Genomic DNA, 13,718 nt, shown 5'->3' with positions numbered 1-13,718 from the left:
TGCCCGGGGAATGCTTCAATATGGCGTAAACGCCTTCCGGGGGCGCAATACCTGTTGTTTGACCCATGGTCCCGCTATTATAACGGTCATCAATACACTTAAGCCGATAATCATCCAGGCATAATAATCCATCGATGCGCGTAAACCTGTTTGCTCCTGCAACAGGTGTTTGGCTGCGCCGTCCGCCAGCTGCCGGGCAGTGGCCATGTCCCGGCCATTTGCCAGGAAATGTTGCCGGAACTGTTCCAGCACATCTTCCCGCATGGGATTAATGTCGGTGAACTGCTCCCTGAATTTATTGTAATGGATGCTCCTGGCATACAGTTGGAAATAGTTGGCGAAAGCGAGGCTGCCGCAGAAGCCGGTGAAACGGGCGGCGATACCGATGAAAGATACGCTGCCGGCCATCGCAGCCGGAACGGTCCCCACCACATACATCACAATAGGAACAAACAACGCCCCTGTTCCAAAGCCTTGTATCCACATGGGCACCAAAAACTGGCTGGTGCCGGCGACCCGGGAAAACAAAAAGTACATCCAGATATGAAACAACAGCAGGAACAGAAAGCCGTTGCCCAGTATCCAGCGTGTATCCGTTTGGTTAAGTACCAGTCGCGATGCCACCACCATGCCGATTACGATACCGGCGATGTTGCTCAGCCATATCGGAGTAAGGTGTATCGGATCTACCTGTAGCACGCCTTGCAAATAGGCATATACATGCCCGGTGGTACCCTTAAAGGTGTAATAGGCAATGAGCAGCAGCAACCCATTTCTGAAGCCGGCAAAACGAAACAACCGGAGGTTCACCAACGGGCGTTTTAAAGCGAACTGCCTTACACAGAAAAGGAGCCCGCTGGACAGCGCAATGAGCAGCAACCAGCGCAGCTGCGGGTTGGAAAACCAGTTGAGCTGCTGGCCGTAAACAAAGATATAACCCGCTATACACAGCAGCGTAGCGTATAAAACAGCGCTGGGCCAATCGAGCTGGTACAACGGGAATTTCTTCCGGAAGCGCACATTGTTTGTAATCAGGAGTATCAGCAGGATGCCGGGGATCTCCAGCAGCACAAGGAAATAAAACAGGTGGTTGAATTCAACATAATGTAATAACCAGCTACAGAAGAGCGCACCGCCGGGGATGGAAACCTGCAGGCTGCCGTAGAAAACGGAATAGCCTATCACGCGCGCCCTGTCAGTACGTAGCCGGGAGAAGATCATATGCAGGCAGATGCTGCAAAAAGGAGCGCACATCACCCCCTGTATAAAACGACAGATCATGAACACCGATATGTTCCGGCTGCTGGCGCATATAAAACAGGTCAGCGTATTCATAACTGCGCCAATAATAAGATAGGGCCGGGGCTTCATATACTTCACCAGCCGGTCGTCTACCGGCAGAAAAGCCACCAGCATGGCATACATCAGTATAACGGAATACTGTACGTCCGCAGGCTCCATGCCATAGTAGCCGGCGGTTTCCGCGCCATTGCTGAAATAAAGCGCAAAGATGCCCAGTGCGGGCAGCAACACCAGGAAGATGCTCACACGGATCAGCCATTCAGGGACCCAGGGTTTAAAAAGTGGTAATATAACAGAGGACATAAGCGGCTATTTACTGACAGAGACATTGGCATTCATACCGGCAACGAAACGTGCCTGCACGGTAGGGTTTTCCAGCAGACGGATACGTACAGGTATCCGCTGGATGATCTTGACGAAGTTCCCGGTGGCATTGTCCGGCGGCAGCAGCGAATAGCGGGAGCCGGTAGCGGGCGACAGGGAGGCGATCTCGCCGTGAAAGGTCTCTCCGGGAAAAGCGTCTACCGTAATGGTTACCGGTTGACCGGCCCGGAACTGCTGTACCTGCGTCTCCTTGAAATTGGCCACCACCCACTTCGGCGTGTCATCGTTGGAGATGAAAGTGAGCGGCTGCCCCGCCTGTATCAGTTGCCCTTCCTGTATGTTCTTGCGGCCTACGCGCCCGTTGTAGGGTGCGCGGATAACGGTATAGCCTACACTGAGCTGGTGTTGCTCGGCCACCGCTTCGCGGCGTTTGATTTCCGCCGTCACGGCGGCTGACTGCCGGGCTGCTTCTGCGATACGGGCTTCGGCGGAGGCATGATCACGCAAGGCAGCCTGGTATTCGGAGGTGGCAATGTCCAGGGCGGCTTTTACATTGTCATACCGCTGTTGCGTGGTGGACTCCTCAGCCAGCAGGTTGGCGAACCGCTGATATTCCTGTTGCTGGTGCGCCAGACGCGCTTTGGCGGCGTCGATACGGGCAGCGGAAACAGCGGCCTCGTTTCTCAGGGTGGTGATACGGCTTTCCAGCAAGGCTGTCTGGGCCCGGGCGTTTTCCAGGGCTGCCGCCGCTTCGGAGGCTTGCGCTGCATAGTCCCGGTCGTCTATGATCACCAGCGTGTCGCCGGCTTTCACGAATTGGTTTTCTTCAAAACGTATTCGGGAGATATAGCCTGATACACGGGCGCTGATGGGATTGATATAGGCTTCTATTTGCGCGTCGTTGGTTTCTTCATAGCGAAGGAGGCGCATGCAGTACCACACCCCCCAGCAGCAGAGGCCTGCGGCTGTAAAGAGCGCTGCCGCCCGCGTGCCGTAGAGGATAAACCGGTCGGTCGTTGTCAGTTGTTTGTTCATATTCTTCCTGTTAATCTGAGTAGTTGATAATGTTGTACCTGTACTTTCACCAGGGCGGTGGTGAGGTTGAATTTGGATTGCAGCAGCTGTGTTTCTGCGTCCAGCAGGTCGCTCAACAGTGATTGCTGGTTGAAATAGGCGTTGCGCAGGATGCGCAGGCTCTCCGTGGCCTGCAACATATTGCTGCGCGCCACCGCTGTCTGCTGGATGGCTTCCTGGTAATGCAGGAAAGCCGCGTGTATGTCCTGGCGTAGTTTGTCCTGTATGCTGGCCGTCAGTGTCTGCTGTTGCTGCCACGCAATGCGGGCGGCCCGGGTTTTATGCCGGTTCTGATAAAAGGCGGCAACGGGCACACTGAGGCTCAGGCCTGCCTGGCCGGCGGACCAGGGCACCCTGGAATACGGATAATATGATGTTTGCGGATAGGTGTAACGGTATTCCGCGAAGAACCCGAGCTTTGGCAGTGGTGCGGCTTTTACCTGGTCCAGCTTTAATGCGCCGAGACTGGTATGTTTCAGCGCCAGTTTGTATTCAAGGGCATCCTGGCTGGTCGTGTCGGGGGCTGGCGCAGCAGTTGGCGATAATTCCACGATAGGGTACAATGCGCCGGTATCGGGCCTGCCCATCAGGTAGTGGAGTTGCTGCGTGCCGATCGCGATGTTGTTGTTGATCTCCGTCAGTGACAGTTGCTGATTGGCAATCTTCACCTCTTCCCGCAGCACATCGCTTTTTAGTACCAGCCCGTTTTTATACAGGTGCTTTATTTCGGAGAGCTGCAGCTCGCCGGCACGGATATCCTGTTCCAGCAGCATTTTGAACTGCTGATAGCGGTATAGGTCGAGGAAATGTACCGCAGCTTCATAACGAATATCGGCTACGGAGCGTTGCAGCCTTGTAACGGAGATGGACTGTTCCGCTTTGGCCATGGCAATTTCCCGCGTGGTCTGTCCGCCATTGTACAGGTTGACGTACAGGTTACTGCCGGCGGCATAGTGCTCATGTGAAACGGGAAACTGCGTAGGGGCGTGCAGGATACCATCGGTGTACAGGGGCATATTGCTCAGGCGGGAGTAGGTACCGTCCACATTGAGCGACGGCAGTCGGGTGTCGCGGGCCGCCAGCACTCTCTCCGCGCTGCCCGCCAGTTCCTGTTGCTGCACGCTGATCTGCCGGTTACCGGCTTCAGCCTGCTCCCATACCATGGCCAGCGTAATGTCGCCCGGACGGGGCTGCTGGCCGTAAACGGGCCATGGATAAGCGATGACCAGCAGCAGGGATAAACGTAATGTATCGTATTTCATCATCTACAGAAAAATGGTTAGTGCAAAATTGACGATTGAGGGAAAGTCTTATTTGGTATAATAGGCCAAATATTTACTAATTTTGGCCACGTATGGATGTCTTCAAAAAATTCAGGAACGAAATAGACAGCAACCCGGAGGCGATCTATGTATTGAATGAACCGCTGGAGAACCGCTTCCCCATGCACTGTCATGATAAAAGCCAGATATTGCTGGTGGAAGGAGGCATTGCCTACCTGAATACGCACGATAAACAATACTACATTCCCGCACAGCATTATGTATGGATCCCGCCGGGAGTGGACCACAACATCAAATTCAACAGCTCTTCGCTGGTGATCCATAATATCTATTTTATGGATGAAGAAGATGCCAGCGATCCTTTTTACGGCCGGCTGAGCATTTACCCGGTAACAGGCGTGGTGAATGAAATCCTGCAGCTTTCTGCGGCGTGGCGGGGTGATATCCTGCCAGGGTCCTGGCAGCATGAAGTATTAACAACGTTGAAGCATATACTGCCGCATACCAGTGGCCAGCCTTTTTCCATCCTGTTGCCCACCACGGAAGACAGCCGTATGCAGGATATTCTCCGCTATCTGCATGACAATGTCAGTGAACCGCTGATGTTGCCGGAGGTGGCGGCACACTTCGGCCACAGCGTACGGAACCTGACAAGGCTCTTCAAACAAACGCTGAACACTTCATTCCTGCAATATGTAAAAATGCTGAAGATGATACGGGCCATGGAACTGTTGTTGCAAACGGAAATGAATGTGAGTGAAGTGGCTTATGAGGTGGGGTATTCGGGGATCACTGCGTTCAGTAATACTTTTCAGCAAATGCTTAACATGCGGCCCAGCGATTTCCGGCTGCTGAAATAAAAAATCAATGGAACTAAAGGAAGCCATACAACTGATTAAAGCGGATTATACAGCGGGCGCCTGGGCAGACCTTGGCTGCGGCAGTGGTTTGTTTACCTACGCGCTGGCTAACCTGTTGCCCGCCGGCAGCACCATTTACGCGGTTGACGCAGCGCCGGTAAAGCTGACTGCACGTCCCCATCCGGCGCAACAAAAGATCGTCCCGCTACAACTTGATTTTGTTCAAAATACCTTGCCGGTAGAAGGCTTACAAGGCATTCTTATGGCTAATTCGTTGCATTACGTGAAAGATAAACAGGCGCTGCTCCGTCAGCTGAGCAGCCGGCTGGCGCCTGGCGCCCAGTGGATATTCGTGGAGTATGATACCGACGTCGCCAATGCGTGGGTGCCATACCCCGTCCGGCGGAATGCGCTGCAACAACTGCTGGTGGCCGAAGGATTTTCACGGGTTACCTTCCTCGGTGAACGGCCGTCGGTGTATCGTTCCGGCAGGATGTACGCCCTGACGGCAATGAGGATATAGAGGATACAACAAAAAGCATAGCGAAGCCGCTATGCTTTTCTTTTGTAACAAGTCATCGGTTAACCCTTATCTATCCATGTTGATTCGTCGCTTGCTTTGGTCTTTGGTCTTTCCAGGTTTTGGTATGTTGTTATTTCGCACCGGCTCTTTCCGGAATACCGGCCATTTCTTTAAATCCCCGCTGCCGATCCAAAATTACACCGGTCCTGCTCCCTGGAATGGTAATAATTATCACTATCATGGTACTTTTCGTTACTTTCTGTGTAAGCGCTTTTTTGTGATATGCATAAACTTACCTAACATTGCATCGCCGACACACTCATTAAATCCAGACCATTTCATGAAACGACTGCAATATATAACGGGCATCGCCCTGATGGCTGCTTTACTGCCCTCTGCCCTAAAAGCGCAAACACAAAACGAACCACTTCACATCAGCCATCTGGCTGGTAACTGTTACGTATATACGACAATGGGCACGCTGGAAGACGGCTCCCGTTTTCCGTCCAATAGCATGTACGTCATAACCCGCCAGGGAGCGGTTATGATAGACGTTCCCTGGGATACTTCCCAACTGACGCCGCTGCTGGACACCATCCGGCAAAGGCACGGTAAAGCGGTGATCGCCTGCATTGCCACCCATTTTCATGATGACCGCACCGCCGGTCTCAACGCGCTGGCCGCAATAGGCATCAAGACCTATTCCACCGCCCATACACTGGCGCTGTGTAAAAAAGAAAACAACGATCAGGCGCAATATATCATTCCGGAAGACACCACTTTCCGTTTCGGCGACCGCCGGCTGGAAGTATTTTACCCGGGCGCAGGACACAGTCCGGACAACATTGTCATTTGGGTACCGGATGACAATGTGTTGTATGGCGGCTGCTTTGTTAAAAGCACCGATTCCCGCGACCTGGGCAACCTGTCAGATGCCAGCCCGCGGGAATGGAAGAAATCCATGCTGAAACTTAAAGCCCGTTATCCGCGGCCAGTGGCTACGGTGCCCGGGCATGGTCCGCTGGACAGCCGTCATAACGCCTGCGATCATACGCTGGAACTCATAAAAGCATACGAGGAGAAACATCCGTAATGAAAATGGATAAATAATGGGGCCGTTAATCAGACAGAGGAGGAGGTCCGTAAGCAGGGGCGATAGGTTATCCCCGGGACGATCGTCCCGGGGATAAGGCTCGGTTTAATCTCCCGTGTATTTCTTTATGCTGACAGGCTTCAGCTGTTTTCCTTTTTTAACAATGGTTTTAGCTGCGTCTGCGTTGAGGGCGTCTTCTGTGGTGGTAACGACCTTATTCAGCAGCCAGTCCTTTTTAGCGGGCACATAACAGAAGGTGGTCTCGGTGCGGGTCCTTTCCCGGCTGCCATAATATTGTTCAATGGTAAAAGAACAGTTGTCGATGGTCGTGCTGACATAAGGGTCGCCCAGTGTGCCGCCAATGTCGGCCGGGAGGATAATGTCCTTGTTGGTCACCGCCAGCGACAGCTGATGCTGGTGGTTGCTCAGCAGGATCATGAAGGGCCGCGATTCCGGCGCGTCGGAGGAGGGGGACGCTGCTTTAGGCTGCAGTACCAGTACTACGTCCGGAACATGATCGCCATTGAGGTCGCCGTTTACCACGTCCCTGACTTCGTACCCGGCTGGAATGAACTTTTTGTAAGCTTCATCGCCTGCAGGCTGCTGCGCCCGTGTAACCGTTGTAGTGAGTAGTGCCAGAAAAAGGAAAGCTATTTTCATGCTGCTGTTTTTAATGTTTTGGAGCGGGTTTGCCGGGAGGCGTCTGTCCAGGGACCGGTTTGCCAGCCGCCCCGGCCTGGCCCGGAGCTGCCGGTGGCGCTTTGGACTTGTCGTCTTTTTTGCCTTTGGCAGCGTCCTGTTTACCATTCCCGCCAAATTCGTCCAGTACTGCCTGTGCGTCTGGATCGGCGTCAACGGAGATGCAATTTGCGTCAAATTTCTTTGTTTTTTTACTATAGGCGCATACGGACTGTGCGGATGCTGCCTTGGTCAGCGCGTCTTTGAGCTTTTGTTTGAATTTTTCGTCCTTCGAGTTTTCCAGCAGGTACCGGTAGTGATCGTATACCAGCAATTCTTTGCGTCCGTTCAGTAGTTTGGTATAACGGTCCTTGGTGCCGTGGTTGCCGCCGTTGATCACATTGGTCACGCCGGCGAAATTTTCATCATCTGACTTGCTCTCAAGTTTTGAGCCGCTTTTATAGGTGCTCCAGAACCATACCGCGCTTTGTACGGCATACTTTGGATCGGCCTTGTCGCTCAGCAGGTCGGAGTTACATTTTTTAACTCCTTTTTCTTCCGAGGTGGCAGTGAAATCCAGCGTGCTTTTTTCGTTGTTGAAACCGGTCTTCTGGGCAAACTCGGTAAATGACGTATAGGCGGGCTTGTGAGTGAGCTGAATAATGCCGTGGCCGCGGAAGTTGTAGCCGTCGTCGTTGTCTTTGCTGTTCCCGTCTCTGCCACCGTATTTGCGGTTGCCTACAATCCGCTCGTCCGCCCTGTGTTTGACAAGGTTAAGTTCAATTTTACTTTTACCGTCGCTGCTGGTAAGTTTGACAGTGCTTTCCTTGTTGGTGTTACCATATATATAGGCGGGGTTCAGGCTGTAGTCTTTGTACTGATCAGCCACCGGGGCGGCAGGTGCGGCCGCCGGCGCCGCGGTTTTGGCGTCCTTGCCTTTAGCGGCGGGCTTGGGAGCCGCCACGGAAAAGTGGGATTTGTGGGCGGCAATATTGGCGTCCGTAAGGGCGATGAATTCGTCTTTCTTCCAGTAGCTGGTCAGCGTAGAAGGACGGTAGTTGAGGTCTTCTTCCAATACACTGAAGCTGCCGGATTCGTGCAGGGCCTGCGCTATAAAGTGTGCTTTACGCACGCAGGTATCTATTTTATGGTCTGCCTTGTAGAGGTTCAGGTATTCCAGCAGCTTGGTCACCATAGCCTCGTTTTTGGCGTCGATAGTGGTGATAGCCTTTATCTGGGCCAGCGTGATATCGTCCTTACAATGCGGGCATTTGGTATCGTCGGTCTGTTCTTCTTTTTCGTTGACGGCGGTACCATCATATTCACTGTCTTTTTTTTCATCCTTTTCCTCTCCGTCTTCCTCTTCATTCAGTCCTTTAAAATCGGTGTCGTAGCCGTCTTTGTCCGCATCCGGCGTGGCGTCTGCGGGCGCCGCTGCGGGCGTGGGTTGTGTGCGGTTGGGGTCCGGTACTGGTTTAATGCGCGCCATGGGTATGTTATTTCGTTTGAAGTAATTGGATGATCGCCTGCGTGCCGGCAGCCGCCTTTTTATCGTTCTGGGGCTGTGCACGCCTTTTCCGCGCAATGTCCAGCGCAGTGAGTTGCTGGGCGCTGCCGCCATCAGTCATATCGTCTTCATGATAAAACCAGGTAGTGCGTTGCTTGGCGGGAACGCCGGCGGCCAGCAGTTTTTTTACGGCGGCCAGATCGTTCTGGTATACGGCATAGTGCAGCAGGTTAAACCCTGCATCCTGGTAAAGGCGGTAGTGGTGTTGCTCCAGTATCTCCAGCTGTTTAACAGAAATCGTATAGTCGCGGGCGTATTGGTGACGGATGGCGTCTGTCACGCCCCCGGTACCGGCGCCCTGGTCCAGCAGCCAGGAGAGCAGGGCAGACGGACAGTTGCCACGCAGCGCGGCGGCAGCCAGCCGGTTACCTTTGGCCGTGCCGATACTGAACCTGCTTTGTTGTACAATGCTTTTGAACTGATCTGCCGGAGGATCGGTCAACAGCAGCAGCTCCAGGTCTTCCGCCGAAAGATGATAACCATGCCTTATCAGCAGCAGGGCATAGCGGGCCTGTTTGCGTTTGATGCGTTCATAACTGTTTTCACCCTTACAATCGTCAAAAAAATGATGCTTCGGGTTTTTGTTATAGTCGATCACATAGGTGAAAGGCGTATAGCGTTTAATGCGTATCGGCAGCGTGCCCAGGTCGCTGTACTGCACACTGGTGTCCGGCAGGATGACGGCGTTGGGGTTATACCCTTTGGCCAGCAGCTGTAACAGCCGGGTACTGTCGCCGCTGTCGATGGCTTTCATGAAAGCATCGGCCGTATCGACACGGAGTGTATGGATGGCCGTTACCGGCAGCAACCGTGCAAAAGAGGGCGCGGCAAAGCTCAGTTGCAGCAATACCAGGATCAGCAGGGACCGTATGCCGCGGTTGCCGAAGGGATTGAGCGGTTGCCACACGCCGCCGGGTTGTTGGGGATTGGGACGCAGCGGGTTGGATGGCAATTGTGCAGGGAGTTGCCATGGTGATTGCTGTCCGGCTGGTTGTGTACCTCTTCGCTGGTCTATAGCCCTTTTCCATGGGTCATATATCTCCACCTTGCTCAGTTCAGGCAGCGGGTCTACTTTCACGAAGAACAGCGCTTCTTCTTTGGCGTCGAACTTTTTCCTGGCCATCTTGCCGGTGCCTGTCTGCACACGGTAGATATTGAGCAGCTCGGGGATCTTATCGATCAGCTTATCATTGAGTGCTGTGAAATAGGCGCTTTTACCGCCGGTGAGCGTCTGAAAATAACCACCTTTGCCGTCGCGGATACCGAGACAGCCTTCCAGGTCGGCGGAGACAAAAGGGTCTATGGATATACCGGCGCGACTTACATCGCCCCGTTTTTTCGCTTCCACGATCGTAAGCGCGCTGGTATCGGTTTTGTCCAGCACCACCCTGAAACGGGGCGTGCTGGATACGGTATAGTTAAGGGCGTAATATTCGGGTTGACCGTTAAATCCGGTAGGTGGTACGGGGCCACCGTTTTTCATATAGTCGGTATTGTTATCCCGGGTATGCCTTGCTATCTCCAGCATGAGGGCTGCCTTGCCGTGGTTGTTGGCGTTGATGTCCTGTTCTGCTTTTTGTTTGGCATCACCCGCATTTTCGCCTTTGTAGACATATAGTTTGTAGGTAGGGTAAGCATTGGTGAATACGCCGTTGCGCAGGTAGAGCGGATAGGCGGAATGCAGCTTCTCGTCTGCGGAAGCAAGCTTGTTGCCATAGTCCGCCGTTTGGGATACGCCTTTTTTATAGGTGGTCTGCACGCCTTTTTCCGTATGGTAAAAGATCGTATTGTTGCCCGGGTCCGGCTGTAGCTGCGCGATAACGGCAGCGGTGAGTTTGGCGAGTTTAAAGGTTTTACCTTCCACCTTGTACCATAGGTCGGCCGCTGGCACATCGTTGTATACTTCATTGCTGGCGAGCCATACGACTTCCTTGTTTTTCACTTCCAGTGGGGCGGCGATGGGCAGGTCCTGCGCGGGTGGGTTGATGTTCTGTACGGTGGACTGTTGTTTGCCGCTGGTGATGGTGATTTTGCCACCACCGGCAGAGCACTGGTTGGTGGAGCGTTCGAGGATAAAGTGGGCCTGGTCGCCCATGTTTACATCGGCGGCGATATCCTGCCATTCCATCAGGGCAGGTTGACAGGGACTATTGCGCTGAGCGGAGCAGGTACCGAAATTAGGCGTAATGGTTTTGTCTTTGGAGGTGGCTTTCAGCACGTCCTGCAGAAAAACGCCGGGGTTGGCGGTCACCTTGAGTTTAGCGGGACTGCTGCCACAGGAACATTTAACGTCAGCCATATCGCGGACATACTTGTTGCCTGCGGTGGAGGATTTTTTTTCCTCTTTTTTCTCTTTGGCCTTGTCCTGTTGGGCGCCCTGCTTTTTTCCCTTCTGTTGAGGTTTTTTAGACATGGTGTGATGATTCAATCGGGTTAATATGAAATCTGCATTTACGCTGATAAACCGTTCCCATAGCAATGTTGTACTGAAGGAGCGCTTTCTGCGGGATGCATGTCTGTTCGTCCAGGGTATAGTGACCGGCATACCGTTGCAGCAGCAGGTCAGTCTGTTCCTGTTCGGAGAGTGACAGTTCGTGGTAAGCGTAATGGCCTACCGCTGTAGTGTCCAGCCGGGGTTCGTCTATGTTGCCGCTGATGTCTACCCGGATGCTGTCCGGCAGGTTTTTAATGGTCCTTGTTTCCTGCACGGGTAAGGCCGCACTGCCAAAGACCGGGAAAATATCCCGCTGTGTGGTGTGCCTGCCCGTATAGGCATATTGAATATTAATATGATTAAGGAACAAACCATACAGGTTGTATTGGAGGAGGGAGGCGGTAAGCGCCTGCTTGTTGCGCAGCCGGTTGTCATATCCTTCCGTGAACTGTTGTATTTCCGTGCCTTTATAATCGTTCCATAACTGCTCTTTTACAATGGTCCATTTATCGAGGATGTCTTCCCAGTTGGCCAGTGTAAGCGTTCCGGTAGGTTCATGCAGATAAAAATGCACCTCGCGGGTAACGTCGCTTACGGCGCGGACGATATATTCCAGGTGCGAGGACTGATGATCGAGCAGCAAACGGTCTTCCCCGGCGCGGATGGAATATACGGCCCGCTCCTCCGGTGATGCTGCCGGAAGATATTCCAGTTCCAGTTCCCGGGTAAATTCGTTCTCGGTAGTTTGTTCTTTTACCCTGGTGTAGCTGGCCATGGTAAAGCGATAAGCCTGCCGGTAGGGTGCTTTCAGCCGAAGGTCGGTATTGGTGAACAGGATCGAAGACATCAGGACCGGGATTGAGGTTTGCGGGAGATGTCATCGCTGGTAACGGCAAAAGGGTCCCTTCGCGGATGACAGGGAATATAACCGGTGATACGCCGGGTAGCGGCGTGGCTTTTCAGACTGGTTAGCGTCGTCATGGGTGTTGTTTCAGGTTAACAGGTCGTTGCAGCTTCCACTTTATGCAGTACAACGAACCAGATATGAAAATAATGTTTTTTTATGAAGAAAAATTTGCGCAAGTAAATGCTTGCTTATATATTTGCAATCAAATACTTGCATATTGGAAATCAGGAGAGACGTTTTTCAGGCGATAGCCGACCCTACGCGGCGGCAGATTATTGAAATGGTGGCCCGTCAGCCATTGAATGTGAACGCGATAGCGGAGAATTTTGACGTGAGCCGCCAGGCGGTCTCGCTGCATGTCAAAATCCTGACGGAGTGTGGTCTGATCGTTATCAAAAAGCAGGGGAGAGAGCGGTATTGTGAGGCCCGGCTGGAGCAGCTGCAGGAGGTAACTACCTGGGTAGACCACTGCCGGCAGTTCTGGGCTACACAGTTCAAGTCGCTCGACAATTATTTACAAAAAATGCAAACCGGAAAAAATCAGACCAATGAATAACCATACATCCACAGATTTTACAATGGAATACCGGTTCAAAGCTACGCGGGAGCAGGTATTTGGTGCTTTTTCCAATGCTGAAGCGCTGAACGAATGGTGGGGGCCTGTCGAAATGCGCAACAGCGTGATCAGCCTGGATTTCAGGCCGGGCGGTATTTTCCATTTCAAAATGGAAGGGCAGGGGCAGGTGAATTACGGCCGTTTCCTGTTCCGGGATATCCAGCCGCCGCACCTGCTGGAATTCACCAATGCTTTTGCAGATGAGCAGGCGCGGGTGGTGAAAGCACCTTTTGATATGCCCTTTCCGCTGGAGGTCCTGTACCGGATCACCTTGCGGGAGGAAGGAGAAGAAACAATATTATCGCTTACCGGCAGCCCGCTGGAGGCCAGCAGGGAGGAAACAGCCTCCTTCCTGGCCATCAACGGCAGTATGCAGGAAGGCTTTGGCGGCACATTTGGTCAACTGGCCATTTATCTCCATAAAACAAACAGCATATGAGAAAACTGAAACTGCAGATGCAGATTTCCCTCGATGGCTTTGTGGCAGCAGGCCCCAACGATGAACAGCACTGGGTTACCTGGGCATGGGAGGAAATCCGGAAAGAAGTATTGGAACTGGCGGATAGCTGCGATACCATCCTGATCGGCCGAAAACTGGCAGTAGACTATATTCCCTACTGGGAGGGTGTTTATACCCGGCCGGATGATCCGATGTATGAAGTAGCGCAGCGTATTGTACCAATGCAAAAGGTTGTTTTCAGCAAAACAACGGACCAATCCTCCTGGAGGACACTACCGTGGCCAACGATCTGGTGACTGAAGTGAACCGGCTGAAACAACAACCCGGAAAGGACCTGGTGGTATACGGCGGCACGTCATTGGTATCGGACCTGTTGAAAGAGAACCTCATAGACGAATATTACTTTTTCGTAAACCCGGTGGCGTTAGGGCACGGCGACCAGGTTTTTGGCGGACTGTCCGACTTCCGGCAACTGACGCTGAAAAACAGTATCCGGTACGACTGCGGTATTGTACTGATGCAGTACGCGCCACGGTGAAATGATCGACAGTAGTGATTCCCGCAAAGTTTCGTTGCTGTGCTGTCAAGCATAAATGC

General features: G+C 52.8%; 15 protein-coding genes. 7 read left to right on the top strand and 8 right to left on the bottom strand.

Features of this window, described 5'->3' with window-relative positions:
- Window positions 1–15: 15 nt before the first annotated feature.
- From B5D63_RS30550 to B5D63_RS30540, 3 genes are read right to left on the bottom strand one after another with little or no spacing between them, the layout of a single operon-like run.
- Window positions 16–1,605, bottom strand: a complete 1,590-nt coding sequence (locus B5D63_RS30550; protein ID WP_078672669.1) for an MFS transporter — start codon at window positions 1,603–1,605, stop codon at window positions 16–18.
- Between the two features lie 6 nt (window positions 1,606–1,611).
- Complete coding sequence (locus tag B5D63_RS30545) at window positions 1,612–2,661, bottom strand: HlyD family secretion protein (protein ID WP_078672668.1); 1,050 nt, start codon at window positions 2,659–2,661, stop codon at window positions 1,612–1,614.
- Window positions 2,658–3,965 (bottom strand): TolC family protein, encoded by a 1,308-nt coding sequence (locus B5D63_RS30540; protein WP_078672667.1) that lies wholly within the window; start codon window positions 3,963–3,965, stop codon window positions 2,658–2,660. The genes B5D63_RS30545 and B5D63_RS30540 overlap by 4 nt, the downstream gene beginning before the upstream one ends.
- Window positions 3,966–4,054: 89 nt before the next feature.
- On the opposite strand from B5D63_RS30540, the gene B5D63_RS30535 reads away from it, so the two are divergent.
- The 3 genes from B5D63_RS30535 (at window position 4,055) to bla (ending at window position 6,459) form a co-directional block, all read left to right on the top strand.
- Window positions 4,055–4,843, top strand: a complete 789-nt coding sequence (locus tag B5D63_RS30535) for an AraC family transcriptional regulator (protein WP_078672666.1) — start codon at window positions 4,055–4,057, stop codon at window positions 4,841–4,843.
- A gap of 7 nt (window positions 4,844–4,850) precedes the next feature.
- Window positions 4,851–5,366, top strand: a complete 516-nt coding sequence (locus tag B5D63_RS30530; RefSeq protein WP_078672665.1) for a class I SAM-dependent methyltransferase — start codon at window positions 4,851–4,853, stop codon at window positions 5,364–5,366.
- A 340-nt stretch (window positions 5,367–5,706) separates the two neighbouring features.
- The gene (gene bla, locus B5D63_RS30525; RefSeq protein ID WP_159456229.1) at window positions 5,707–6,459 is read left to right on the top strand and encodes a subclass B1 metallo-beta-lactamase; all 753 of its coding nucleotides are present in this window, start codon (window positions 5,707–5,709) and stop codon (window positions 6,457–6,459) included.
- A gap of 105 nt (window positions 6,460–6,564) precedes the next feature.
- Here the strand turns inward: bla and B5D63_RS30520 are convergent, their stop codons facing one another.
- The 5 genes from B5D63_RS30520 to B5D63_RS35630 are packed head-to-tail and all read right to left on the bottom strand — an operon-like array spanning window position 6,565 to window position 12,119.
- Window positions 6,565–7,119 carry a hypothetical protein gene (locus B5D63_RS30520; protein WP_078672663.1) on the bottom strand — a complete coding sequence of 185 codons (555 nt, stop codon included), beginning with the start codon at window positions 7,117–7,119 and terminating at the stop codon, window positions 6,565–6,567.
- 10 nt (window positions 7,120–7,129) lie between these two features.
- Complete coding sequence (locus tag B5D63_RS30515; protein WP_078672662.1) at window positions 7,130–8,626, bottom strand: hypothetical protein; 1,497 nt, start codon at window positions 8,624–8,626, stop codon at window positions 7,130–7,132.
- A gap of 7 nt (window positions 8,627–8,633) precedes the next feature.
- Window positions 8,634–11,117 (bottom strand): DUF4280 domain-containing protein, encoded by a 2,484-nt coding sequence (locus B5D63_RS30510; RefSeq protein WP_159456228.1) that lies wholly within the window; start codon window positions 11,115–11,117, stop codon window positions 8,634–8,636.
- Window positions 11,110–11,985 (bottom strand): hypothetical protein, encoded by an 876-nt coding sequence (locus B5D63_RS35185; protein WP_159456227.1) that lies wholly within the window; start codon window positions 11,983–11,985, stop codon window positions 11,110–11,112. The genes B5D63_RS30510 and B5D63_RS35185 overlap by 8 nt, the downstream gene beginning before the upstream one ends.
- A complete protein-coding gene (locus B5D63_RS35630; RefSeq protein WP_262488179.1) occupies window positions 11,985–12,119 on the bottom strand; it encodes a hypothetical protein in 135 nt (44 codons plus the stop codon). The genes B5D63_RS35185 and B5D63_RS35630 overlap by 1 nt, the downstream gene beginning before the upstream one ends.
- A gap of 143 nt (window positions 12,120–12,262) precedes the next feature.
- Between B5D63_RS35630 and B5D63_RS30505 the strand changes: the two genes are divergently transcribed.
- Genes B5D63_RS30505 through B5D63_RS35620 form a run of 4 tightly spaced genes read left to right on the top strand, consistent with a single transcriptional unit; the run spans window position 12,263 to window position 13,659 of the window.
- Complete coding sequence (locus tag B5D63_RS30505; RefSeq protein ID WP_143313205.1) at window positions 12,263–12,601, top strand: ArsR/SmtB family transcription factor; 339 nt, start codon at window positions 12,263–12,265, stop codon at window positions 12,599–12,601.
- Window positions 12,594–13,100: an SRPBCC family protein gene (locus tag B5D63_RS30500; RefSeq protein ID WP_078672660.1), complete on the top strand. Its 507-nt coding sequence runs from the start codon at window positions 12,594–12,596 to the stop codon at window positions 13,098–13,100. The genes B5D63_RS30505 and B5D63_RS30500 overlap by 8 nt, the downstream gene beginning before the upstream one ends.
- The gene (locus B5D63_RS35625; protein ID WP_078672659.1) at window positions 13,097–13,417 is read left to right on the top strand and encodes a dihydrofolate reductase family protein; all 321 of its coding nucleotides are present in this window, start codon (window positions 13,097–13,099) and stop codon (window positions 13,415–13,417) included. Before B5D63_RS30500 ends, B5D63_RS35625 begins: the two co-directional genes overlap by 4 nt.
- The gene (locus B5D63_RS35620) at window positions 13,399–13,659 is read left to right on the top strand and encodes a dihydrofolate reductase family protein (RefSeq protein WP_159456226.1); all 261 of its coding nucleotides are present in this window, start codon (window positions 13,399–13,401) and stop codon (window positions 13,657–13,659) included. The genes B5D63_RS35625 and B5D63_RS35620 overlap by 19 nt, the downstream gene beginning before the upstream one ends.
- Window positions 13,660–13,718: the final 59 nt, after the last annotated feature.

Source organism: Chitinophaga eiseniae, assembly GCF_900167135.1.
GTDB lineage: Bacteria > Bacteroidota > Bacteroidia > Chitinophagales > Chitinophagaceae > Chitinophaga > Chitinophaga eiseniae.
This window is presented reverse-complemented; position numbering and strand designations above follow the sequence as displayed.